The 26,427-nt window shown below is 44.2% G+C and carries 8 protein-coding genes and 1 pseudogene; 7 read left to right on the top strand and 2 right to left on the bottom strand.

From position 1 onward, the window contains the following. Positions 1–21: 21 nt before the first annotated feature. A pseudogene (locus M23134_RS42650) lies at positions 22–440 on the top strand (ATP-binding cassette domain-containing protein); the annotation flags it as partial. Continuing rightward, positions 426–716: an AAA family ATPase gene (locus M23134_RS42645; RefSeq protein WP_002702792.1), complete on the top strand. Its 291-nt coding sequence runs from the start codon at positions 426–428 to the stop codon at positions 714–716. The pseudogene M23134_RS42650 and the gene M23134_RS42645, both read left to right, overlap by 15 nt. A gap of 241 nt (positions 717–957) precedes the next feature. On the opposite strand, the gene M23134_RS29660 is transcribed toward M23134_RS42645, so the two are convergent. Beyond that, entirely contained in the window at positions 958–3,768 is a 2,811-nt protein-coding gene (locus tag M23134_RS29660) for a tetratricopeptide repeat-containing sensor histidine kinase (RefSeq protein WP_198145112.1), read from the bottom strand. A 237-nt stretch (positions 3,769–4,005) separates the two neighbouring features. On the opposite strand from M23134_RS29660, the gene M23134_RS29655 reads away from it, so the two are divergent. The 3 genes from M23134_RS29655 to M23134_RS29640 all read left to right on the top strand — a co-directional run bounded on the left by M23134_RS29655 (position 4,006) and on the right by M23134_RS29640 (position 12,508). Further along, complete coding sequence (locus tag M23134_RS29655) at positions 4,006–4,860, top strand: response regulator (RefSeq protein WP_002702789.1); 855 nt, start codon at positions 4,006–4,008, stop codon at positions 4,858–4,860. A gap of 384 nt (positions 4,861–5,244) precedes the next feature. Then, the gene (locus M23134_RS29650; RefSeq protein WP_002702777.1) at positions 5,245–10,803 is read left to right on the top strand and encodes an OTU domain-containing protein; all 5,559 of its coding nucleotides are present in this window, start codon (positions 5,245–5,247) and stop codon (positions 10,801–10,803) included. Positions 10,804–11,632: 829 nt separating this feature from the next. After that, positions 11,633–12,508, top strand: coding sequence for a hypothetical protein (locus M23134_RS29640; RefSeq protein ID WP_002702772.1), 876 nt, complete (start codon positions 11,633–11,635; stop codon positions 12,506–12,508). Between the two features lie 306 nt (positions 12,509–12,814). Here the strand turns inward: M23134_RS29640 and M23134_RS29635 are convergent, their stop codons facing one another. After that, positions 12,815–15,625: a TonB-dependent receptor gene (locus tag M23134_RS29635; protein WP_002702770.1), complete on the bottom strand. Its 2,811-nt coding sequence runs from the start codon at positions 15,623–15,625 to the stop codon at positions 12,815–12,817. A 665-nt stretch (positions 15,626–16,290) separates the two neighbouring features. On the opposite strand from M23134_RS29635, the gene M23134_RS29630 reads away from it, so the two are divergent. Both M23134_RS29630 and M23134_RS29625 read left to right on the top strand, forming a co-directional pair. After that, positions 16,291–17,559, top strand: a complete 1,269-nt coding sequence (locus tag M23134_RS29630) for a hypothetical protein (protein ID WP_045114604.1) — start codon at positions 16,291–16,293, stop codon at positions 17,557–17,559. Positions 17,560–17,690: 131 nt separating this feature from the next. Continuing rightward, positions 17,691–26,408, top strand: coding sequence for a LamG-like jellyroll fold domain-containing protein (locus tag M23134_RS29625; protein WP_002702762.1), 8,718 nt, complete (start codon positions 17,691–17,693; stop codon positions 26,406–26,408). Positions 26,409–26,427 lie beyond the last annotated feature (19 nt).

The following is a 26,427-nucleotide window of genomic DNA, read 5'->3' as shown; positions in this document are numbered from 1 at the left end:
TTATTCAAAAAATACGAAATAATGCTCAAAGCTATTGACCTTACCAAAAAATACGGCAATCATACTGCACTTAATCAATTGAATCTCACCATCAACGAAGGGGAAATATTTGCTTTGCTTGGTCAAAACGGTGCAGGCAAAACGACTACCATCAACTGCTTTTTAGGTTTTATAAAACCCACCAGTGGTCAAGCACTGGTCGATGATGCTTCGGTAGCTACATCCCCTGCTTTGTCTAAAAAATACTTGGCTTATATTCCAGAAACTGTCATGTTATACCCCCACCTCACGGGGCTGCAAAACCTAAAGTTTTTTTCTTCGTTGGCAGGTTTCCAATACTCAAAAGAAGACCTGGTTTATTTCTTAAAAAAAGTAGGCTTACAAGACGATGCTCACGAAAAACCACCAAAGGGTATTCGAAGGGGATGCGCCAAAAGGTAGGAATTGCAATTGCGTTGAGCAAGAAAGCCAAGGCGTTGTTGTTAGATGAGCCTACCAGTGGACTAGACCCTAAAGCAGCCAATGAATTTTCAAATATTTTGATAGAGTTGGCGCAGCAAAAAACAGCGATTTTGATGGCTACCCACGATATTTTTCGTGCTAAAGAAATTGCCCATCAAATCGGAATCTTAAATGCAGGAAATTTGGTGTCTCAGGTAGAAGCAGCGAGCCTAACGGCGCTTGAGTTAGAGGAACTGTACTTGCAAACGGTGTAGTATTTAGTTAGAAACCCCGATAAGATTCTAGGTACACCCTGTTTAACTGTGTTGAGCTCATCACAGCAAGCGGCTGTAGATTCGGTTTATAGGCAACTAACAAATTCATAGTATGCTAATTTTCAATGGATTATGAATTTGTTGCGCTCAACTGAGCTTTGTTGAGTTTATAAACCCTCCAAATCAAGTTTGGAGGGCTTGACCTCTTCGACTAATTTTAAGCAAGCACTAATACCTGCCCTTAATGCATATTAATCAAAGACTCGTACTGTGGTTGGTTGGCAGTTACCATCGCTTGCTTTAGGGTGTTTTTCCAAAGAGCCAGGTCAGGGTGTTTGTGGTCGTCTATTTGTTGAAGAATGGATTTGATTTTTGTAAAATGATAAATCTTATGCTCCTTTATTTTGCTGAGGTAAGGTTTTAAATACGCCTTATCTTCGGGGGTGAGGCGTAGCGCAGACGTGTGTGTATGGGCAAACTCTTTGGCCAATGTTTGGGTAGGTTGAATGACTTCAGGCATAGGCAAAGTAAACCAAAAAGTACTGCCTTTGCCCAAAGTTGATATTACTCCAATATTACCATGGTGGGCTTCTACCACCATTTTACAAAATGCAAGCCCCAGCCCGGTAGAGGCTTGTTTGGCATTGGCTTGGTGGTAAGGCTTAAATATGGTTGCCAAGTGTTCAGGGGCAATGCCCTCTCCATTGTCACTCACCATCACTTTTATCTCTTGGGTAGCAGGCATTGCTTCGTATTGTAGGGTAATGTGCCCGTTATTAGGGGTAAACTTGATGGCGTTGTGCAAAAGGTTAAGCAATACCCTGGATACCAGCTGGGTGTCTACAGGCAAGTACATTTCCTGAGTGGCTGCTTGCTCTAGGCGAATGTTTTTGGCTTGGGCAAACCATTCTACCTGTGCAAGGGTTGTTTTTCCCAGTTGTGGCAGGCTCTGGGTAGATTTTTTGAGCTTAACCTCGGTTTTATTAAACTTTTGCGCATCCAGCATATTCAAAATGAGCAAGAGCATGCGTTGGGCAGCCCGATGGATGGCGTTTGCCTCAGGGTGTACATGTGTATCTTGAGTAAACCCTATGATGGCCTGCAAAGGGTTTTTGAGGTCATGGGCAATCATTCCTACCATTTTTTCCTTAAAACTATCCAGTTCTTTAAGTTTTTGCAAGGCTTGTTCCAGTTCATTTTTTTGTTCAGAAATGAGTTGAGCACTGTTTCGAATGGTCATATAAGACTCCTCTAACTCTGTGTTGATGCTGCTAAGTTTGCGGTTGTGGCGTTGCTGGCTACGGTAAAACATCCATAACACGATGACCAGCAGAGCAGAGAGTCCCAAACCCAGGTAAGTAGCGCTTTGGGTAGCTTCCCGGCGGCGTATGTCTGCCTGTGCCAACTGGTCTTTTTGGGTTTGTATTACCCGCAAAGAGTCGACACGTTTTTGTGCAATGTATTGGGTTTCCAAACGGGCAATCTTCTGAACGTTCTTTTTGTTTAAAAGACTGTCTGCCATTTGTTTAAAACGTATGTGATTTTCTAGAGCCTTTTGTGGGTTACCCATCGCTTGGTATACCTTGGCAAGGTACTCAGTGCCATACTTTATAAATAGAATAAACCCTGCTTTGGAGGCAGCTTGCACACCCTTTTCCAGGCATTGTTGAGCCTGGCTATAGTTTTTTTGAGAATAGTATGCCATGCCCAGGTTTATTTGGGCTTCTGCCGACATTGCTTTTTCTCCCATTGCTTCCCGCATTTTCAGGGCTTTTTCAAAAAAATCATGGGCTTTTGTATACTGTTTTTGTAACAGTGCAACCCGCCCTAAACCCAAGTAACTATCCGCAATTTTTGCCTTGAGTTTGAGTTGTTTTTCCAGCACAAGTGCTTTTTGGTAATAGTCCAGTGCTTGAGCATAGTTGCCTTGTAATTCATGCACTATGCCCATATTGTTATGGCTAATTGCCATCCCTCTTTTATATTTTTTTTGTTGATATATTTTAAAAGCACGCCTAAAGAAGCCTAAGGCTGTGGCATAATTTCCTTGCGTTTTGTGAATATCCCCAATGTTGTTAAAACACTGCGCTATTCCCTGCTTGTTATTCGTTTGTTCACGTATTTTAAGCGATTTTTGAAAAGTCTCTAAAGCCTTGGGGTAGTTGCCCTGATACCTGTATATGATTCCCAGGTTGTTGTAGTTTACAGCCATGCTTCGCTTGTCTTTTATCCGTTGGTCGATGGCAAGCGATCGTTGGTGAAACTGAATGGCTTTAGGGTAGTTGCCTTGTCGTGTATAAACAACACCGAGGTTATTATACGCTGTTGACAGCCCCAATGTATCTTTAATTTCTCGCTGTGTTTTAGCCGCGTCTTGGTAAAGTTCCAACGCTTTGGGGTAGTTACCTTGGTTGGTGTAAATGTTAGCCAAAGCATTGTAACACTTGCCTATACCTTTTTTGTTGCCAAGGCTGGTTTCTATACGAAGTGCCCTCAAGTAAATCTTGATGGCTTGGGCGTGCTTGCCTTGGTATTGGTAAATGGTACCTATATTGACGCAAGTAGATGCCATGCCTTTTTGGTCTTTGATTTGGGTTCTTATCTGAAGCGATTTTTGGTAGTAACCCAGTGCCTTGTCCATATGGCCCTTAAACCAATAAGTAGCCCCTATGCCATTGTAAGCATTGGCCACGCCTTCCTGATACTTTATTTTTTGAGAAAGGCGCAATATTTTTTCAAAAAACTGCATGGCGTCCACGCGTTTGCCTTTGACGAGGTTTACAAAGCCCAGATAGTACCAGGCATCAGCTACCCCTTGAGGGTAATGGATGGCGTTGGACAAACTAATGGACTGTGAAGTGTAGTGGGCTACCCTGGCAGAATCCATATAGCGGTATTCTTTTGCCAATAGGTTGTATACATCTACCTTTTGTTGGTTGGTGAGGGTAGTTTTCAACGCTTTTTGCAAAGAATCAACCGTGTGAGGGTTTTGAGCAAAAACACAGTGTGAGGCAATGAGCATGAGCACACATAATTTACAAAATGTATTCATTGTTTTAGTAAGCATAAAATAAGTGATTTAGGAATATGTACCTGATTGTATTTGTTTACCCAATACATGTCTTGGGTTAGATTGGTTGCCTGTGGCTAAATTTAAATTCAAGGCAACTTATTCCGGCTTCGAGTTGTATTGCTTTTGATGTTGTATAGTTATTTCGAAAATAGCCCGACCAAACTGTTCACATCATCACTTGAATAATTTACTTGCTAACCAAAAGTATTGTATCCTATGACAATGAACCCTCATTCCTTCAGAAAAAAAATATTGGTAGCCGATGATAATCCAGCAGTCATTGAAACCATATTTCAGTATTTTAATGACACCAAACAACCCTATGAGTTGCTCAATGCCTGCAATGGTTCTATTGCTTACCAGATAGCCAAAGAAGAGTTGCCCGATTTGATTATTCTGGACTGGGAAATGCCCATGCTCTCTGGCTTGGAAGTGATTGGTTATTTGAAAAAACAAGAAGAAACCCAACACATACCTATTATCATAGCTACAGGTGCCCAAATAGAAGATCGCAACCTGGAAGAAGCCCTGGAAACAGGCGCTATAGATTATATTCGCAAGCCTTTTAGCCGCATCGAACTATTGGCGCGTTCCAAGGCGGCTATGCGCATGAGTGCGCTCCACCAAAGAGAAAAAACATTGTTGCAGTCAGTCATAGATGCCCAAAACAGAGAATTGTCAACAATTGCCTTGCAGGTAGCCCAAAAAAACGAATTGCTGGACGGGGTGGTAAAAAAACTTCAACCTATAGCCTCTCAGGATAACACTATAAAAAGCTACCTTAAAACCTTGCAAAACGGCTTAAGCCTGGACAACCAGTGGGGCAAGTTTAAGTTACACTTTGAAAAAGTACACCCCCATTTTTTTACCCGATTGCAGCAAAATTACCCCGTGCTTAGTCCCAACGAGTTAAAGCTTTGTGCTTACATGAAAATGAACTTGTCGGTAAAGGAAACCATGCAAATTCTGAATATTTCTAAAAAAGGCTTGGAAACAGCGCGCTACCGGATTAAGAAAAAAATGAGCCTGACGCCCAAAGACGATTTGCCCAAATTGATTCAACATTTTTAAACACCTTTACAAACCAAGTATCTGCAACTATTCAGGTACTTGGTTTCTTTGTTTAAGGAATAGTGAAAAAATAAATTACCGATTTTGAGGTAGGGATTTTATTCTGAGAGGAGGCACTTTTTGCAGGCGTAGCCATAGCTACGGCTAAAAAAAGTAACGAAGTATCAGGGTGAAAGAGCACCTCCAAACTGAAAACTTACAGCCCCGAACTTGATTCGGGGGTTATTTTTTTTCCGTTCCTAAAACTCCCCATGAAGGGCATTTGAAGGGGTGCCAGTAGAGCATTTGAAGGGCAGCAAAAATGGGACATACCCAGTGGTCATTGTTACTTTGTAGTACCAATCAGGTATATCAAAAAAATACAATATAAACACTTAGCATATTATGTCAGACCGCCTCATACCCATTGTTCAGGAGACAGAAGAAACCTCTCCATCAACTACTGTTCAAAGTTCAAAAAACCCACAATTACACCAAGTCAAACACCAACCAGTCAAGACCAAACACAAGTCGGTTCCATCTAAATACACCCCCATACAAACCAAACTAAAAAGTGGTGCTGGTAGTGCTGCCCGTTCCGCCGAAGAGATCAAGAGCGAACCAGCAGCTTTGCCCGACGATGGCGACTTTCCACGCTATGCCAGGGCTTCTGAAACCCAACAAGAAGGAAACCCAAAGTTAACGTATAGAAGTTATGTACATACCCTTTTGTCTCGCCTTGCTTATTATCGGCAACAATTTGCCTTTTTAAGGGATGGGCTTGCCTTCGATGAAGTAGACAGGGAAACCAGGCAGCAAGAGTTGCAAGCGTTGGTGTCGATGATGGTAGATTATATAGTAGTATTGGTCAACAAGGATAAACGCCCTTATCAACAAGAAAACTTGCAAGAGCTGGATCACATGATCCATTTTTTGCTTGAAAAAGCCAAGGCTGTAACGTTTGCCGAAACCCCTTCAATCTTAGAAAAATTCCAAAAAGAGCTACCCCACATACAAGCCTCTAAAGGTAGCATGGCATTTGATGATGATGTTAAGCGACTCATTAATCCAACCGAAAACAGAAACGAAGATTTTGATAACACCTTTAGAAAAACCAACAATTTAATAGGGAGCCATCCAGAGCGCATGCCAGGCAGTGCCGAGTCGATCAAAGGGCTCTTTTTTGAGGTACACATGTCGATAGAGGGTGCCGTTACTTATTTGTACGAATGGTTGGTGGGCAAACCAAAACCTGCCAATTTTTATCCAGTCATGAGCCTTTTATCTCGCCCCGATGTACGCAAGGTAGAAAATGCTTTTGTTTACCATGCCGAAAACACCCAAAGAATACCTTTAAGGGTAGCCATTGCTGCCGCGTTTGGAGCGAAAAAGGAAGATGGTCTGAAGCATTGGCGTTATAATACCCGCGTGCAGTATTTGTATGAATTGCTCGACAATAAGGGCAGAGCTTCTACGGCAATGCGTATTGCTATTTCTTTGGGGCGGGCAGGTGAAGGTGTGCCTTCAGGAAAACTTCGGGCAGATGAGGCAGAAGTGGTAAGACTTGTAGAAAAACTTGAGCCTAAAGAATTACTCGATTTTTGGCACAATTATCAGCCCAGGCTTAAAAGCTACCTGAGTCCTTATAATCTGCAGCGGGTGAGAAATTATGTGCAAGCCAACCAACAATATGCTGCAATTAAAGGTGCTGCGGAGACTTTGGGCAACAAAGAGGGGGAAGATACACAACAAAAAAATCAGGAGGCGTTGTTAGGCTGGCAAGAAAGCATATTGCAAGCAAAAGGAGGCGAAGGAAAGGAGAAAATCCCGTTTCTAGAGCAAAAAGACCGTCACCTGGAAGGCATCATCAAGCACTATGTCAATGGTGGTAGTAAATACCTACGTAAGATAGGACCAAGAGGAATAGTTGCGTTGAGCGGCAATGTGAAAGACCTCAAAAAGGAAGTGGCCGATTGGCTCAAAAATACCATCAAAGAAGAAAAGACCTATTTTGGGGGGTATCCGCTCATTCGCAAATATGTGTTGGGCGAAAAAGTGGAATTCTTTATGAGAAAAAATAGCAAGCTGGTGATACCTAAACCCAATGCCACAGCCAATGATTTGGATGCCAGGTTAGGCAGGGTGGTCAATGTGCCCACCCGCTATACTGCCAAAGCATTGTCAGATAAAAAGGTGAAGGTGGGGTGGCACGATGGCGACCGAAATATGTTAAGGCTGTTGATTTCAGCTGGATTTGATGCTGATAAAACAGCCGAAGAGGAGCAGCCTGAAAGACCCTTAGACATCAATGCTGATGATCTAAAAAGTAGCCAGCTTATTTTGGCAAGAATTGAGTCGGCAGTGCGCCAAGGGGATTTGGGGCGCCCCAAAGAAATTGTAAAGCTGCTAGGCGATTTGGCGGCTCAGGCAAAAATCAAAGGACGCTATGATGTGGTCAATCGCAGGCAAGATATATTCAAATCTATCATGGAGCTATCAGACCGAATGCGGGTGGAGTTTTTGAGTCTTTTTGTAGACACTCCCATTGCACATGCCGATAGTGCCGAAGACGCTGATGGGTTGGTGGAGCAGGCATTGGGTGAGTTGGAAAAGCTATTGGTAGGGCTCAAGATGCTCCCCAAGCAAATATACGAGGTGTTGGGCAAGCTAAAATATGGGAGCGACATTGGCGACGATTATTTAAAACTAAGGCGCAGCGCCGGAATGACCAACTACACCCGCATGGAAGGATTGAGAAAATGGACAGCCAATGAGCCTTTTAACCCCAGCAAAACCCACATCTATGCACTGGCGCTGTCAGACAAAGAGTTGGCAATGGCAAGACAAGACGATGAAATGTTGCTGGGCTTAGAGTTTAAGTTTATTCAGTCTGTGATGCATACCCATGAAACGGACTATATCAAGTATGTAGGCTCTTTGTTTCGCAGCCTTGCCCATCATGTGGGGTTTGAGCCTAAACTGCAGTGGCAAGACATAGATAAAAAAAGCCGTCAGGGTGCCTATAAAAAAATGCAAAACTGGGTGAAGCCACCCAATCAAGGTAGCCCAAGGCAACACCGATTGACCCCAGTAGAAGCAAAAGATTTTTCCCAGAACTATTTGGGCTACTATACCAAATACATAGGCAAAGGAAAAGGCGCAGGCAAGGCTGCCGAACAAGCAAAACAAGACCGAAAAGCCCAGGAAGAAAGATGGGATAGTTTGGCAACCCACGATGAGATGGTGGTAAACGACGCAGAGTATAGACGTCAAGTAGGCATTTGGTGCGCCAGGTTGCATAAGGTAGCTGTCAATAAAAATTACCATGATATTATGCTCATGATGATGAGGATATGGCAAGCGGGAGATAATTTGTATGTGCCAAAGGGGATTGTAGTAAAAAGTTACCAGCGAAACCCTTACCTCAAACAAGACTTTAATGAAAAAAGAAAAGAAGTTTTTCTCTTTGAGGTATTTGATGCCCTTCAGGAGACTGCTCAAAAAAGAATTGCTCAAGACACTTTTTTGGGCTATCAAAGCCACCAAAAAGCCTCATTAAACAAGTCTATAAAGCATTTGCAGGGTGGAACACTAGAGCTCATTCCTTTCATTATCAAGCAAGGGTTTAGGTGGTTTCGTAAGCTGGATGGCAAAGACAAGGAACTGGCTCAATATACTTTTACGGGGCTGCATGGGCGGGTATTGCTGGACGAATGGACAGATTATAAATCGAACAAAACAGCTTTAGGTAAAAGAAATAATTTGCGTGAGCAAATGGCTAAGCTTAAACAAGAAATTAAGGAAAATAAAGAGCCTGGCTTGTTTGAGCAGAAAAAAGAAAGGTTAGAGGAGCTAAAAGAAGAAGTTGAAACACAAAGCCGGGAAATCAGACAAAAACACTTGCCCCTGCCTAGCAAAGAGCAACTAGAAAGGTTGTATGGAGGCAATGAAAGCACCCATACGAGTTTGGTATTAGACCTGATGACTCACTTGAGCGATGCGGCTACCCACGACAAGGCTTTTGTAGATACTTTGCTGGCGGAGGGTTACCTGGCAGAAGATATTTTTGCCTTGTCTGAGAATTACCTCACACTGCATGCCAACATCAAAAATAAGTCATTGAATGCTGGGGTAAGCTGGAAGTGGTTGACTGCCAAGGCAGATGAGTACAAAGAAGGAGGAGCACGCCTCGTGAGTGCTATGCGTAATATAGAGCAAGGGGTGAATGCCAAAAATGCTTTTGAAGACCTAGGTCAAGACAAGGAGTATTTTGAAAAAACTTTTAAAGACGATGTAACCAAACGCCAGGAAGGTTTTGAGAAGACAACCACTGCTTACCGCAAAAACCTGATAAAAACTATAGAGCTGGTGGTATTGGTGGGGGTAGTGCCTTTTGCTTCGGTGGGCATAGTACCTATCATTATTGATAATTTGGTGTTGGGGGCGTTGTATGCAGGTACAGGTTTTGTAACGGCAGTGATTGACAAAGCGTTGGACCCTGACAAAGAAACCATTCAAAACTATGTAGGTTTTGCAGGATTTGAGGCTATCAAGGCTTCTCTGACAGCAATGATGTATATGGGCTCTTTTTTCTTAAGTGATGCTATCAAAGAGTCTAAACTGTTGGGTGACAGCATTAATGCGCTTAATGATGGAGGCAAAAAACCTGGTGAGTTGGCAGTAAAAGATGGAGGAAGGTATGTAGGGGTAGGGATGACCCGTAGCTTGGGTAAAGAAGTGATCAAAGGCTTGGAGGGCTTTGTCAAAGGAAAACCTAACGAAGATACCTGGAGAAACATTAGAGACCAGGTAACTAATCCAGCGTCTTTGGTAAAAGCCCTCACCAAGGCAACTACCAACACTACATTTGAGGTGACCGGGCTCAACGATGTATTGAAGGAGGAAATGAATCCACTCTCAGAACAAAGTAAAGACAAGGAGGTGTTAGACCCTAAAGAACGCAACGCTGAATTTAGAGCCAATGAAGGAGCACGAGCCATCCGTAGGTATATTAACACCCCGTTGGGCTTAGACAAGCTCGTAGAGTATACCCAAGAAATGGTGTCAAACCGAAATCCTTTGTTTAAATCTTTTGAAGACAAAAGTGACAAAGATGATGTGCAATCCTTGGCACAAGCCCATATAGAGGAAAAAATGAAAGAAGACCGCCTGCAAGATGCCATTGATGACCTGGAAGAGGTAGTAGAAAGGGTGAATGAAGAGATAGTCGACCACAATGCGTCTGCCAAAAACCAGAAGGTGAGCTTTATTAATATGAGTGACATCTATAATGTTGTAAAAAATACTGGCGTGGCAGGCATTGACCAACTCAAGGGTGCTTTATGGGCTATAAGAAATAACCTCGATTTTCTGTGGTCGCGTAACAAAGCGGCAACAAACAAGCCCAAGAAGGCAACGGATGGTAAACAAAGCAGCCAAGAAGAAATACTTAAAAGTGGCAAAAATCTAAACCCAGAGAACAAAACCCAAAAGACGACTGCTCCTAAACTCAAGGCTAAAAAAACTAAAAGAAGACGTTCTCTGAAGGCTATAGAAGCAGAAAAATGGGCCAATAACTGGTTTAGAGATGGAGCGCTTGTCACAGGCTCTTATCAGGGGCAACCCTATACTTTTAATGTGCAGAATGTTTCTGGTCGGGGACATAACTGCTTGATTAATTGCATAGTAGAAGGGCTTGGAGAGGATTCAACACAAGTATTGAATATTCGGAAGTTTCTTATGACACAATTTCCTGAAGAAGTACAAAAAGGTAATTACCTGGAGGCGAGTGATGAGATTGTTGGTGCTATATTTTCGCAATTGACGCAAAACGCGAATGTGGTAGTATGGAGAAGAACAGGCGAAAGTACTGTCGATGCTATGAACTTTATTGCAGGCAGGGGAAGTCGAGTTTTACATATTGTGCATGTGGGCAATCACTTTCAAATATTGAATCCTCGATAATTAATTGAAGTTGCGAGGTATAAGCGACAAGCTTCAAGTGCCAGTTATATTCGTACCTAAAATATATAAATAGCTGGAATTTAAGCTTTTACAGTTTATATACTGCAACTTGGGTTAATTAGGAAGCGTAAAAACTTCTTTATACAAATCAATGCTCCGCAGTGATTTTAGTCAAAGTTGATTACTGATTACCTTCGTTGAGCTCCCGTTGGTCGGTTATCAAATGTTTATAAGTGAAACTGACCTTTCGCAGCACGTATTTTTGTTTTTAAGCCAAAAAATACAGCATAGGATTAAGGTCGCGTCAGCTAGATTCAGCCTTAGTTTGTTGCCGTTAAGAATCTGTGAAACGAAGCCGTAAAACCGAGGCTGCAGCTTTGCTGCGCCGAGCTCTGCGTAAGCTAAACAGATCACTGTTTGAGCGAAGCGAGTTTGAGCTGTTTCGGCGTAGTGTAACAGATTTAGGCAAAACAAACTACAGCTGTGGGGTTTTTGGTTACTTTTTTACCTATAGAAAAAAGTAACGGCTCACAGATACTCGAATCATTGTGTTTTATTAGCTTGCTTGAAGACTGGTATAATATTTTGTTAAACAAATTTTTGACCTGCGAAAGGTCAGTTTATAAGTTTAAAAACTATTTAATTACGTGTTTAGACGTAAAACTGAAACCCTTTGAAAAATAAAGCAAGTACGCAAATTTAATATACGCCATTGGTTTACAATGATTCATAGGGGTAAACATTTACTCGAATCCGCTATGGACTACGGGCTAAATGCTGTGGACTATTGACAAATTATAATGAACAAAATTCTAATCAAAAATATCTTATGAACCACCAAACCCTCACTTTAGATACCACGCAAAAAATGATGTTGGCACTACAAAACAGCACCTTAACCAATGAAACCAACGTTACTTTTATCAAAGATTGGCTGCAGCATGTACAGCTATCAAACTCTGATCAGTTTCAACGCTTTGCTCTCCAAAGCACCCACCAAGGCAAGCGCCTTACCCTGCAACATCTGGGCAATGCTAAAGAGGTATTGAAGAGGTACGCCACTTATTATCAGGATCGCCTCAAGGTGAGCACAAGTATTTTGCAAAGGCTTGTAGACCTGGGCATTGACTGGCAGCCCGCCAAAATGGGTTCGTGGCTGGAGCTCAACGCCTTGGGAGTAAACGCAGGCTGGTACCTTCCAGGAGAGATTCCTATGAACCGAGTGCTCCATACGCTTGACCCAAACAATCATAAACGCAGGTTGTTGAGCCGTTGGGTCAGCTTGTGTCCTGAGGCGGTTTGTTTGGGTTATGGTGAGTCTTTAGCTGAGCCAACTATTCGGCAATTAGACCTGATGATAGAACCTGCCGATGAGGTTAGTACTCAATATTATCAGGCATTGCACTTGGCAGATTTGTTACAAGTACCTGCTTTTCCAGGCTTTCTGCTAGAAATTTTAGAAACCTATGAAGTACAGCAATTGGTTATTTCGCTGTGGATGACCTCTGAGGAAATGCTCAAGTTTGGGCTAAGAGTTTTGTACCCTTCCAACAAGCTGTTGATTGCTTTGTGTATGTTGGCAAAATTCAAAGATGAAGACCAAGTGGCTTTGGCAAGCACCTACGGCATATTGGGGCAAATACAATGGGTAGAGATTCAACAAACATCGGATGGACTCATGGCAGAGATAAGTTTTGATGTGTGAAAAGCGTAGCGAATATTGGTTATACAAAAAAACCTCATCAGAGATCAATCTATTCTCTGATGAGGTTTTGTTTTAAAAGTGAGTACGCAATCTTAATATAAAATACTGGTTTACAGCATTTAACAAGGTGTACATTTATTCGGATCAGCTATCGACTAAATACTTCCATCTACCGATTTTATAAACCATTAAAAATCAATGTATTATAAAACAGGTAAGTTGCTTGTAGAGCAGCCTCAAACTTGAAGCACCGATATACATCGGTATCTAAGGACTTGAGGCTGTAGAAGCTATGGACTATTGTTATTAGAATCTTAACTGTACCGAAGCATTAAACAAGAAACCTAATTGGCTAAAGTGGTAGCCATCGTAGGTCATTTGTGAGTAGCGTTGGTTAAACGTAATCAAGTTAGACTGTATCTGAATTGGCGTAAGCCCAAAAGCATTGGTGCTGGTATCATCAATAATGGCTTGTCCGGCAGGGTTCTCAGCCACAAACTTCCATTGAGGAAGGATGCCCAAAATATTGTTGGCATTCAACGAGATAGTCAAATTGTCGGTGGGAGAAATAGTAACCCCTAAGTCGGTAACAACCCTTGGCTCAAACTCAGTTCTCAAGTTGTTGTCAAGCCCTTGTTGCTTAAAGGTAGTTTTGCCAAAAAGCGTATTGTTTACCATAAAAGTAACTTTCCCTAATTCATAGTTCAGTCCAAGAATCCATTTGGTTTCTGGTCGTGAAGTAAAGAAAAGTGCCTCTTGAGTGGCATTGGCCACCGATTGGTTGGCTGATTCAACAATGGCAGGGTTCTTTACATTATTGATTCGCTTGTTTTCTAACACCACGTTTCCTGATAAGTTGATAGAAAGTGTACCAGCGCCTAAAGCGAGGTAGCGAATGGCTCCTACAAAATCAATCCCTGAAGTACGCGTGTCAATGGCATTGCTAAAAAAGCTTACATCAGTCAGGTTGTTGGCAGTTAACAAGGCATCCAATGGAGTATTTCCAGCAGTGGTAGGTCCTATCTCTGTACCCAATATAATTCGATCTCTTACCTCAATATTGTAGTAATCAATCGCAATGCTTACCCCTTTTTTAGGCTTTAAAGCAATACCTGCGGTAAAGTTTTGAGACTTTTCAGCTTCAAGCGGCTTAATGCCAAGTAGTTTTGCCTGAGGCGATACATTATTGACTAAACCACCCACTTGTATACCCTGACCAGGTACAAAAGAGTACTGGGCTTTTTGGGTATAAATTTGATGCAAGGTAGGTGCCCGGAAACCAGTAGATACCGAACCTCTTAAAATCACCTTGTCTTCAAGAAACTTATATCTAGAGCTTACTTTCCATACAAAGGCTTCGCCAAAATCGCTGTATTCTTCAACCCGTGCGGTTCCATTGATCAGGAAGTTATCAGTAATGTCATACAAAAGGTCAATATAACCCCCAATATTGTATCGGTTAAACTTACCTGAGTTTTCTGGTTGGTTTCCAGCAAAAGAATCAGCACCACCACCATCGTAAGAAGCTAAAGAACCTTCTATCACAGTAAAAGTTTCTGATCTAAACTCTGTACCGACACCCAAGCTTAGTTTTTCGCCAATTTTTCTGGAAACATCTATGTTACCCACAGTATGGGTGAATCGAGTGCCCCCTACGTCGAATGTAATCGGAGAATTTTCTCTGTACAGCAATGACCCTTGAGTAAGTTCACCCGTGTCTACAGTTCCATTACTGTTGGCGTCTAACCAGGTAGAAGGTGAATAAACAAAGTTTCTGTTGTGCGAATTGTTCACCGTATAGCCTTGTTGGTTGCCACCTACGGTCAAAGAAGCATCGTGGTTCCACTCACCCAGCTTACCCTTAATACCAAGGGTGGCATGGTAGTCAGCAAGGTTTCCGTCAAAGCTAGGCACGTACCCATCGTATCCACTAGGGTTGGTAGGGTGATTGCCTGGGAAAAAGTTAGCCAAATATGGGAAATCCTGGATGGTTCTCCAGTAAGGGGTACGGTAGTTGGCAAAGCTATTTACCTTTTTGTAAACATAGGCTGCATTGCCATACACCTCGGTATTCTTAGATAAATTGATTCCTCCATTGATCAAGAACTTGGCAGCAGTAGTTTGAGGGGCTCCATTGATGTTACCCGCATCAGGTTTTCTGCTCAAAAACTCATTCACAAAATTGATATCAGCGCCAAAATCCATGGCTTCCCCTGCGGCATTCACCGTACCAGGTCGGTTAGACAAACCTTGTTGTGAAAGGTCTATCGCGTAATTGATGAAGCCCTTTCCGGCAAACTTAGAACCATTGGTAAATGACACGCCAAAAAACTCGCCATCACCTGCTCCGGTAACCCCGCCTCTTAGCGTAAGCGCAGGTGCATCGGTCTGGTCTTTGAGTACCACGTTTATAACCCCTGCAATCGCATCAGAACCATATTGAGCCGAAGCCCCATCTCTCAATACTTCTACCCGTTTGATCGCATCTACAGGTATGGCCGAAATGTCAGCACCTGTTTCGCCTCTACCCGGAGACGTTTGTACATACAACAAAGAACTTAGGTTTTTTCGCTTTCCATTGATCAAGATCAAAGTACGGCTTGGGCCCATGTTTCTTATCTCATAAGGGTCTAACAAAGATGTAGCATCATTTACTGGAGTTTGTACTGTACTAAATGACGGGATAGAGTATTGCAATGCCTTATCAAAGGTAGTTTGCCCGGTAGCTATCAACTCTTTTGCGCCTATCTTATCTACAGGCAATGGCGTGTCTACTTCTATTCTGGGTACGCCACGGCTTCCTACTACTACTACATCGTCCAACGCAGCATCTCCTGCCATCACAATGTTAAATGTACTTCGTCCACTTACGCTTAATTCCTGAGTTTTGAAGCCTACAAAACGCACCTGAAGAATGGCGTTTTCTGAAACATTCAGGGTAAACTTTCCTTCAGCGTCTACGGCTGTACCATTGGTGGTACCCTTTTCAAGCACTGTAGCACCAATCAATGGCTGTTGCTTTTCGTCCAGTACAGTTCCTGAGACCGTTTTTTTCTGTGCGATAACTACACCTGATAGCAGCAGTAACATTGTAATAATCAGTATTTTTTTTGTCATAATGGTATTATGTTTATGGTTAAATTAGCCGCGAGAATATGATTATTTGTTAATTAATGCAAATTACTTATCAAAAATTAGGTGAAATAGGTGTAAATTAATACAAGTTCCTACTTTTATTTGGTACCAGAGGAAGCTTCAGCACTATATTTAGAAGTAGTTTTGAATGAATATAAATTAGGGCATGCGACAAGGTAGGAGGGAGCATGGATTTTACCTTTTGGCTAATTGCCTCAAAATCTGATACTTTAGCTGCAGCAAATCACAACAGGGCATAGCCGTAGGTTTGGCTTTAGGGCTCCATTTCACACGCCTCTTCAAGAACAAGCAAGACACACCATTCCACTTTCCTTTAAAAATAATCCTGTTTATACAATGGTTTTAGGCTTGTAAAAGCCTCGCCAGGCAAGGCACATGAAGGGCATTTGAAGGGGAGCATGAAGAGTGTTTGAAGGGCAACAAAAATAGCATACATACACCCATTGCCCGTACTTTGTGTCATAGTCTTGAAGGTGCGCACCCATCAGACCAAATGATAAAACAATTGGGCAATACTGCCCCTCATCAGGAAGGTAAAAAGAAAAGACCCTTGGGCAATCAATCAAAGGTTGCATAGGTACTGCTGGTCTTTGTCAGGAACCTCAAAAATTAACCAAAGCAAAACAATGAAAAAGTTATCATTTATTCTATTCCTATGTTTGGGCTATGTTGCCATTGCCCAGGCACAAACCAGAGTAACCTCTTATGACAACAACAATGAAGGACGTAAGGGAACAGAAAATGTATTTTTAGGGGGAGCTGCGGGATCCTTTACCATCGCCCAGGGTTCCCACAATGTGTTTATGGGCTATCAGGCTGGTCTGCGTAATAATATTGGTAGTGGCAATGTATACCTGGGACACAGGGCAGGGCTCACTGGTGGCACAATAGGCAATAATGTGATTGTTGGTAAAGATGCAGGGCGCTTTAATAAAGCAGGCATCAATGTGATTTTAGGAGCAGAAGCTGGATTAAGTAATGAAGGCAGCCGTAATATCATGCTGGGTTATCAGGTAGGTACCAATAACACTGGCAGGTATAATATCTTTCTGGGAGAGCAGGCAGGTACCAATAACGCTGGCGAGCATAATATTTTTATGGGGCACCAGGCAGGGCTAAACAACAAAGCTGGCAAAGACAATACTTTTATAGGAAAGCTGGCAGGCCGCGACAATACCACAGGTACCAACAACCTGTTTATGGGAAACATTGCTGGGCATAGAACTACCACTGGTAACAACAACACCTTTGTGGGTATGGAAGCCGGGCGTGGCAATACCAAAGGAAGAGACAATATTTTTATGGGTCATCAGACTGGCTTTGGTGCGATGGTGGGCAACCAAAATGTATTTATAGGAAACAGCGCAGGGCGCAACACATCGGTAGGGAGCAAAAATGTATCTATAGGGCACGAGGCAGGTTATAACAACTCGCTAGGCAGCAGCAGCGTATTTTTGGGGTATCAGGCAGGCTATGACGAAACAAAAAATGGACGTCTGTACATTGCCAATTCTAAAACCCGTACCTTGATTTATGGGGAGTTTTATTCTAAAAAGGTAGGCATTAACACAATTACTCCTGAGGCTACCCTTGACGTAAACGGTAGCATGAAAGGACACAGCCTCACCCTCAATGTGGGTAGTTTCCCTGATTATGTGTTTGAAGCAGGTTACGACCTAATGCCCCTCGAAGAAGTAGACGCTTACATCAAAAAACACGGGCATTTGCCCAAAGTACCCAAAGCTACCAAGGTAGTGAAAGAGGGCATGAACGTAGCCCAAATGAATGTGTTGTTGATGGAAAAAGTAGAAGAACTCACCTTATACACCATAGCTTTGAAGAAGGAGCTTGACCAACTCAAGCAACAAGTCAACACATCTACTACCAAAAAATAACCCCAGACCTCTTGACTACAACCCATGCCAATGGTTGGTGCTTGTCTTTTGGTGGATGGTTGCGATAAGCAGCCAAGCCAGTAAACAGTACACCTATGCATTTGCCAGTTGTATGTCTATGCTTTTTAGTTATGAAAATACACAAACAATTATACTTGTTGAGTGGTTTGCTTGCCCTGCTATTGCTGGGAAGCCATCAATCGCTCCGAGCCCAAAGCCATGGCATATTGCGTATGAACGCCATCAACTATGCCAGCCACTTCAATACGGGCATCGACCTACAGGCGGCTTTATCGGCGGGCATTGCCCAGGAAGCCTCCATAGAATTTTGGATACGCTCTACCTTTGCCAACAACGATTGGCAACTGACTGATATACTAGGCAACGACCAGTCATTTTCGTTGAAAATGACGGCGGGCAACCAACTGGTCGTCCGTTTGGGAGGCACCAGCCAAACCATTGATTTGAGTGGAACGGTACAGGCAAGTACCTGGCACCATGTTACTTTGGTGTACAAGTTTCAGGTATTGCAAATATACATCAATGGACATAAGCAAGCCGAAGTGTCGGCAAACCTTGCCACTCCTCATCCGCGTTATTTGTATTTTCACCGCAAACGTGATCAACACAGCTTGCTTGAAATAGCCGAAATACGTACCTGGAACAAAGCACGTACTGAAGGCGATATTGATGCCAACTGGTTGAGAAGTTTTACCAAACTGAACGAAGTAGAACTCACCAACCTGATTGACAACCGAGGCTTGTATATGCTGCTGGGTCAGTACGAAAAAGCGTCAGTAGCCACCTCTATGCTCGACTCACTAGACACCATGCAATGGAGAGATGCATTGGCAGGTTCACCCAAAATGGGGCAAGGGATACGCAGCTACAAAGGCATTACTACTACGCTGGAGGTAAGAGACGATATTGAGCATCCTATTTTCTTGAATGACAAAATTTTGTTGAGTGCCTCCAAAGGAGCCCATCCTGACAAAGTAGTACTTGCCTGGCCACATATCAAAGGCGCCACCAGCTACAATATATTCAAAAACGACAGCCAGATAGGGTCTGTAAATGCAGGCTCCAGCGTGGGCGATCAGCTTACTTTTGAAGTAAAAAGTAACATCTTACCCGGAGAAACCGACTTGTACAAAGTCAAAGCCAACGGAGAGGTAAGTTCTACCGGACTCGACTATGGCTTTGTGTTTCACAATGGTAAAATATCGGGTACAGTTGCCTCCTCAAGTCAGGTAGGCACCCCTGAAGCAGCCATTACCCTCAAGGGCGATGGTGGTTTGCCGGGGCACGCCTTGGGTCTGGCGAAAAACTCCAAGCCTTTGTTGGTAAAAAATGTAGATGTATTTAAGAAAAGTGGGGCTGCCTCCGATTTTATGATAGAGTTTTGGTACAAAGGAGCCACCACCGACCCTAACACAGTATTTGCCTTGGGCAATGTACAGGTGCAAATGCAAGCGGGCAACGCCGTTGAAGCAACCAATGGAGATGGTACTTCTTACCTGGTGTATACCAACCCTGCCGGAGATGACCAATGGCACCACTATGCTATAGTATGGTCTGCCATTGGCGGACGTATCTACATAGATGGGGCATTGGTGGCAAACAATACCACCGCTTATGCCTACAGCAATATTGGGGTGTTGAACGCCTGGAGCATCAACGCCAGTGCAGGCACCGACTATGCCTTGGACGAATTGAGGGTGTGGGGAGTAAAAAGAGGCATTGTGCGTGTAGATGAAGCTACCCACCGCGACGAAACCGACGAAGAGTGGATGACAAGCCTCGACAAGCAGGTACATAACCATGCTCCATACATGATCAGTGGCAACCAAGACACCTACGAAAACCTGTGGTTGTACTACCGATTTGACCTGGATGCCGAAAAAGAAGTGTATAATCAGGCGAGCCGCACTGCGGGGCGCTATGTTGCCAAAACAACCGAGGTGTTGCCCAGAATAGCAATAAACCACGACCTGCAATATGTAGTGTATACCAACGATTTTGGCAACTATGTGATGGAAGGCTTAAACTTTGGCAACAGCAGCACTGGTTTTATTGTAGCACCCGTCAAAACCAACCACCTGTTTAACCCCGTAGCCAAAAACGTTTTGCTGCAAAGCAGCGTTCAGGCGAGCGACTATACCAAGTCAGAGGTAGACTTTACCGACGAGTCGCAATTCAATATTTCGGGCAATGTATTTTACCATGAAGAGGGCATCGAGTATCCGGTACCTGCCGGGCAAAGCTTTCAATTTGCTTCGGGGCTCAACCCAACTGCCTTAGACTATCTCATGATCAACGATGAGGGAGGTGCTCCGGTAGGTTCTGACAACTTTGGACAGTACAACCTGAGTTTGCCCATCGGCCTGCAGCATTTTCAGGTAACCAACCGAGAGCAATTACGTTCGTTTGGTGCCCAGAGCCTGAAGTTTGACGGGATAAATGACTATGCCAAATCGGAGAGTACCTTTATTGCTCCCAGCAATGGCGCTACTTGGTCGGGGTGGATCAAGCGAGATGACTTTACCGAAGGGCAAGTACCCACCCTGCAAACCATTATGCAAGTAGGTAACATTCGTTTGGTGTTGCGTAACAATACTTTTTTAGCGCTTTACAAGGCAGATGTATCATTGGCAGAGTTGCCTTTTGGTAGCAGTACCGGTTGGCAGTTTTTTGCTTTTACTTATGACAATACCACCCAAATTTTGCACCTCTATACCGGAGCTTCCAGTATGGTGGCCAGTGCTACCACCATTGCCTCGTCTGAGCTGGCTGGTTTTGTTCATTTGGGTGCCGAAGGGAGCAATTTGACTGAAAACCTAAAAGCCCACTTGCATTTGATAGAGAAGCGGGATGTGGTGTATAACAAGCCCACTTTAGATGACCTAAAGGCGGGTAATTACATTGAAGACGATGACCACCACCTGACCCACTCTTATGCCTTTGGCGAAAGCGCCCAAAGCCTGCGGGTAGTGAGCAATACTGCCCATAGTCAAGGCCATGCCTTGAACTTACTCAATGATGTAAGCGATGAGTCTACCATGCCATTGTTTGATGGGTCGATGGCCAATGCTTACACACGTAAATACAAATACGAGTATGAGGCACAAGGCGCTTTTGCTCAGGGAGAAAAACAAGTATGGAATGTGACCCAACCCGAATCGTCGATTAACTTCTACAACCATACCCGTTATGGCATCACGGGCAACATCATCATTCCCTGCAACAACAGCATTGGTTTGTGGGATGTAACCATAGAGCGTACCGATGTGACCAGCCCTGCCTTTAGCAAAACCTTTACGGCGGGTACCACTCCCAGCGCCAGCGATATTTTTAATGGTGATGGTACCGTGTTTACTGTAGATAATTTGTTGCCCGGTATTTACAAGGTTACCCTGACCAACCAAGCAGATCCTGCCATTGTAAAAACCCAGTTTGGGATAGACATTACCAAAGGTTGGGCTACAGTAGGGGTAGAGTACCGCAGTCCTTTGCAGGTGAAGGCAAGCGTGGTAGATATTTTGGATAAAACCCAGGGCTGGACTCCGTTTGATGCTACCTCTGCGACCAACTATTGTGCGACCAACAACAACTTTATTCTGGAGCAACAGCAACAATACCGGGTACGCCTGGAATTTTTTGAACAATATGGCGACAGCAAATGCTATAGTGCCAATACCAACTATTATGTGTCAGGAGATTTGCCTCAGTACCACGGCAAAGACGAAGTAGTGGGGAGTTCGCCTGATGCGCCATTTACCAGTGCGACAGGTATCGACACCGTGGCCATCTGGACGGCTTACCCCAACTTTACGGGCGAGCATACCCGCCAATTGACCATCAACGCTACCGATAGACAAGCTACTGCTTCGCTGACTGCTTGGGTAGTGGGCGTAGTACAAGATGAAAATCAGACTTTTACCCTTACTTTTCCCAATGTAAAACAAGTATTGTATGACCCACCAGGCGACGGAAGTAGTACTACCTGGGGCAAAGGAGCAACCATCAACAGTAGCTCTAGCCTGATCAATACAGGTTCGGTAAAACTTGCCACCAAAATCACTGCTGGAACCAAACACTCGGCGTATATGGGGGCTTGGGTTGGACTAGGAGGAGGTTCTGTAGTATTATACGAATCGTCTACTGGCGAAGTAAGTGCCGGAGGAGCCGTTTCAGAAAATATCCGCATAGGTGGTGGCAAGACCTCTACCAATGCCTTGAGCTTCAATACCAACATCAGCACCCCTCAAGGTGCCTCTCCGCTACCAGGCGAACAAAGTGATATGTTTTTTGGGACAAGCGACATTATGTACCTGGGGACAGGTAAAACAATTTCGGTAGAGGGTTGCACAGCTACCCTTACCCAGAACGACCCTACTACTTCGGTAGAAACGGGCGCTACTTTTGTTTTTACCCGTTTTTCTATTGAAAACAAATTAATTCCCAGCCTCCATACATTGATTACCAGTTTGCGGGCGGGCTTAAACGACTCCGATGCGGAGAATAAAAACCGTGAGGACTTGTCGGCCAACGACCGGGGTAAGGTAGATACGATCAAAAACCGTTTGGGCGACATTAGAAAATGGCAAGAGGCGTTGAACAAAACCATTACTAGCCGCCAACAGGTGTTTCAGGGTACCAACAACGACCCCTTTACTATGAAAAACGAGGCTGGAACCAAAAGTTTGCCTACTGGACCTGTAGCCTTGTCGGGGCAGGCAAACCTGAGTTTTGCCATTGGCAAAAATGCCACCACCAGCAAGGTAGTAAACGTAAAAAACACCCTGGATTTTACCAAATATTTTAAAACAAACGCCACGGTGTTTAGCGTGAAGTATAACCTGGACAGCGAAATTTCCTTGTCGCACGAGATAGATTCTCAAACGGGCAGTGGTAGTGAAGACACCGAAGCATTTACAATCAATTTGTTTGACAAGGACGTCAACGACCAGTTTAGCATGAGGTTTAGACAAGATCCTGACTACCCCACGCCTATCATTGTGGCTAGAGCAGGAGAGTCTATGTGTCCGGTAGAACAGCATACTTTAGCCCGTCAGGGAGTAGAAATCGTTGCCGCCAACTCTTTAGCCTGGGCAGAGCTTACGGGAGAAGCAGTATTTGACATTACCATAAGCAATACCCAAAAAGCCAACGAAGCCACTAACGGTGGATTTGCCAAAACCTATAAATTGAAAGTGCCTGCCGCCGACTTGCCTTCTGGTACTTCGGTGCGGGTAGAGGGTTTGGGCAACTTGTTGATTCCCCGAACTTATACCCTGGAACCCGGCGAAGCCAAAGTACTAAGGGTGTTTGTAAAGCGTACTGAAGCTTCTTCTCCTACTGAGTTTACCAATATTCCGCTGGTGTTCTATTCTGCTTGTGACGAAAGCATTCTGGAGATGTATGAAGGGGAAAAAATAGGAGAAGAGTTCTTAAAAGGAGAAGACAAAAGAGCCGTGGTGTATAACTCAGACGGAACCGAATATGTGAGGCTAAGAGATGTAGTAAAACTCAACGCTTATTTTCACGCGCCTTGTGCAGGCAGTATAGAGGTAGCCGCTCCTACTACCAATTGGGTGGTAAACAGTACTGCTAAAAACACCTTGCCGTTTAAGCTGAAGCCAGTTACTCCTCACGCTACTTTTGCCAAAGTGCGCCTGGAGTTTGCTTTGCCTTCTTCTGACGACATTCAGTTTGCCAAAGAGGTAACCCTGGCTGAGCTGGGAACGCCTGATGCTCAAGGGTATTATAGCTACCACCTCAACACCACCGCCATTGGTGCCGACCAAGCCTATAGGGTAAGGGTAGTGCCTATCTGCGGAAGCGCCCTCGAAGACTGGGAGGTAAACAACCCAAGCGAATGGATTACAGGGAACGTTCAACGAGCTACCCCAACCATTATAGAGGTATCGCCCTTGAACGGAAGCACTACCGCAAGTGCCCTGGCCACTGCTACTTACAACAAAACCCTCAATGCCAACGGGGTCAATCCGTTGAACGTGTCGTTGCGGGGAATTTTAGGCAGCGTAGAATACGTGCCTACTTCAGCATTGTTTGACCAAGTGGCTGATCAAATCACTATTCCCGATCAAAATGTGTTGGATTTGGACAGTTCTTATACGGTAGAGTTTTGGGTAAAACCAAACAAGTTACACAGCAGTGTATTGTCTACACCCATTGTCAGCAAGGGTACCAATTGGAACATTTCTTTTATTCAAGGCAATAAAATTTATGCCGGACAAGGCAGTGCTTTTACCGATGAGTCGCTAGACCTGGATGACTGGAGCCATGTGGCTGTAGTATTTATCAAGGGCAAGGCGATCAACACTTTGAAGATTTATCTCAATGGAAGATTGACCAAAAGTGTTTCGGCAGGCATACAACACTTTGCGGCCGATGCCAGCGACCTGGTGATAGGACAAGCCAATGGCCTGGAAGGTTTCAGAGGAGGATTAGACGAAGTACGCATCTGGAACAAGGCACTGCAGGAAGCCAACATCAGAACGAATATGAAGAAACGTCTCATTGGTACCGAAGCAGGGCTGCAGGCCTATTATGTACTAGACAACATTGCCCTGGATGGAGAAGCCATTCGTGACTTTACCGGCAAAACCAGTGGCACCACCAGCAATGGGGTGAGTTTTATTACCAAAGGCCAGGCGGCTCCATTAAATATAGAAACCATTGTGCATGACATTCCGGTAGCGGTGAGTACTTCGGCTGACCTTACCCAAGTGATTGTGCAACCTGTGGCCACTTTTGCCCCCGAATTATTAGAAGGTGCTTTGCTGACAGCAACCATCAATGATGACGCTATTAAAGACGCCTTTGGCAATCCGGCGGCAGGCAGATCGTGGACTTTTAGGGTAGATGGTAATAATATAGGCTGGAACAAGGCAAACCATACTGTAGTGCAAACCACAGGTACCAGCCAGTTGTTTGATTTGAGTCTGGTAAGTACCAATGCTGCCGAGGTTCAATACCAATTGACCGAGGTGCCTATGTGGTTAAACATTACCAACAATGCAGCGTTGGCAAATGGGGTATATACATTGCCCGGAGGACATACCCATGCCATGAGTTTTGCTACAGCGCCGTGGCTAAGTGCAGGTACTTATTACGGACAGGTAAAGGCTAAAATCACCCAAGGGGCAGCATTGTTAGGGTACGAAACCCTGGACATCAAGGTAATTGTAAGTTGCGACGAAAGCCACTTAACGGTTTCTCCAGCCGATTTTACTTTTAGCATGAGTGCCCAACTGACCATTCAAAAAGCGGGACAGGCGTATACCGATGCCATAGGCAAAACCCTGTTGGTGAGAAACAGTCAAGGTGCTTTGGTGGGCAGAGGAACTGTACAGGCAGTAGGCAATACTGCAGTAGCTTCGCTCAATGTTTATGCGAATGAGGCAAGCCCAACCAATGCCACTTGTACAGTGTATTTGTGGGATGGTACAGCTTGCCAAGAGAATCCGATAGGTACTGTAGAGTTTGCCAATGGCGTTACTTTGAACACTACCCTGGATGCCGATTATTCGGGCAAGGCGCAGTATGCCATCAACCTTTTGGGTAAAAACCACTGGCTGAGCTTTCGGGCAACCGACGTGCCAGGTGGTAAGACACTTTCGTTGAATCAAGTCACTGGTTTTCAGGTAAATGATGCCATTCAAACCCAAGGAATGGATGCCTTGACAGAGATCATATATGATGGTGCCCAATGGAAAGATGCGGCGGGCAATGTACATGCCAACTTCTTGTTGGATGTGACCAAGTCGTACCTGGTTACCTGCCACAATGGAGGCAGCAGAGCCCTACAGGTCACCGGATACCAGGCAGACCGTAGCCAAACCATCGACTTGGTGGCAAACCCTGACAATGGCAACGATGCCGACAACAATGCATTGGGGTATACCCGCACCGATGCCATTACCACTGTACAGGCAATGAGCCGTTTGAATCCTGATCCATCTATAGGAGATGTGCTCATTTCTAAAGAAGGGCTTGCCCAATATACTTTGGTCAATGGTACAGGTACCTGGGTAGGTTCATTGACTCACCTCATACCCAACCAGGGATACAAAATAAAGGTGACCAATGTGTCTACTCTCAAGTATTCCAGTACCTCTAATCTTAGTTTAAGAAAAAGTAGTCAGGTAGCCGCCCCAGTCAAAGCGGTAGTGGCAGATGCTCAACGTTTGCGCCTGAGCGTAAATGTAGGAGATTACAAATATTCAAGCCACGTGATAGGTGTATTGCAAAGCGACGAAGGCTTGCAAAATGAGCAAGACTATATGGTGGTCGCCTTTGCCGACAACCAAGTGAGGGGGGTAGCCATTCCTCAGCAAATAGAAGGCAAGTGGTATTACTTTCTGACAGCTTATACCAACCAAACCGGAGAGCAATTAGACTTTCAGTTGGTGACGCGTGCCAGTGGAGAGGCTTACGCCTTGGAAAACGTGATGGGTCTGACCCCTTCGGCTTTGCAAGGAAAAATAGCCGATCCTTATGTGTTCCGCTTACGCAAAGATGTGTCAGCGGCTACCCAAGTCGGCGAAGCAGGTTTGCAGTTGTATCAAAACAAGCCCAACCCTGCCAATGCCCAAACAGCCATTGCTTATTATTTACCCAAGGCAGGGCAAGTAACCTTGGCGGTGACCAACAACCTAGGGCAAACTGTCCGTACTCTGGTCAAAGGCTTTCAGTCTAAGGGGGCGCATCAGGTAGTTTGGACACTCAAAAACCAAACAGGAAAGCAGGTGCCTAAAGGGGTATACCTTTACACCCTCAAAACTGCCCAGGGTGTATTGACTAAAAGATTGATTATTCATTAAAAAAAGAGGGAAGACCGGG

The sequence above is a fragment of the Microscilla marina ATCC 23134 genome (assembly GCF_000169175.1).
GTDB lineage: Bacteria > Bacteroidota > Bacteroidia > Cytophagales > Microscillaceae > Microscilla > Microscilla marina.
Note: the sequence above shows the minus strand (reverse complement) of the source record. Positions and strands in the feature narration are given on the sequence as shown.

Bases quoted from the DNA above. Each gene is read 5' to 3' on its own strand.
- M23134_RS42645 (WP_002702792.1), top strand. From the start codon at position 426: ATGCGCCAAAAGGTAGGAATTGCAATTGCGTTGAGCAAGAAAGCCAAG.
- M23134_RS29660 (WP_198145112.1), bottom strand. From the start codon at position 3,768: ATGAATACATTTTGTAAATTATGTGTGCTCATGCTCATTGCCTCACAC.
- M23134_RS29655 (WP_002702789.1), top strand. From the start codon at position 4,006: ATGACAATGAACCCTCATTCCTTCAGAAAAAAAATATTGGTAGCCGAT.
- M23134_RS29650 (WP_002702777.1), top strand. From the start codon at position 5,245: ATGTCAGACCGCCTCATACCCATTGTTCAGGAGACAGAAGAAACCTCT.
- M23134_RS29640 (WP_002702772.1), top strand. From the start codon at position 11,633: ATGAACCACCAAACCCTCACTTTAGATACCACGCAAAAAATGATGTTG.
- M23134_RS29635 (WP_002702770.1), bottom strand. From the start codon at position 15,625: ATGACAAAAAAAATACTGATTATTACAATGTTACTGCTGCTATCAGGT.
- M23134_RS29630 (WP_045114604.1), top strand. From the start codon at position 16,291: ATGAAAAAGTTATCATTTATTCTATTCCTATGTTTGGGCTATGTTGCC.
- M23134_RS29625 (WP_002702762.1), top strand. From the start codon at position 17,691: ATGAAAATACACAAACAATTATACTTGTTGAGTGGTTTGCTTGCCCTG.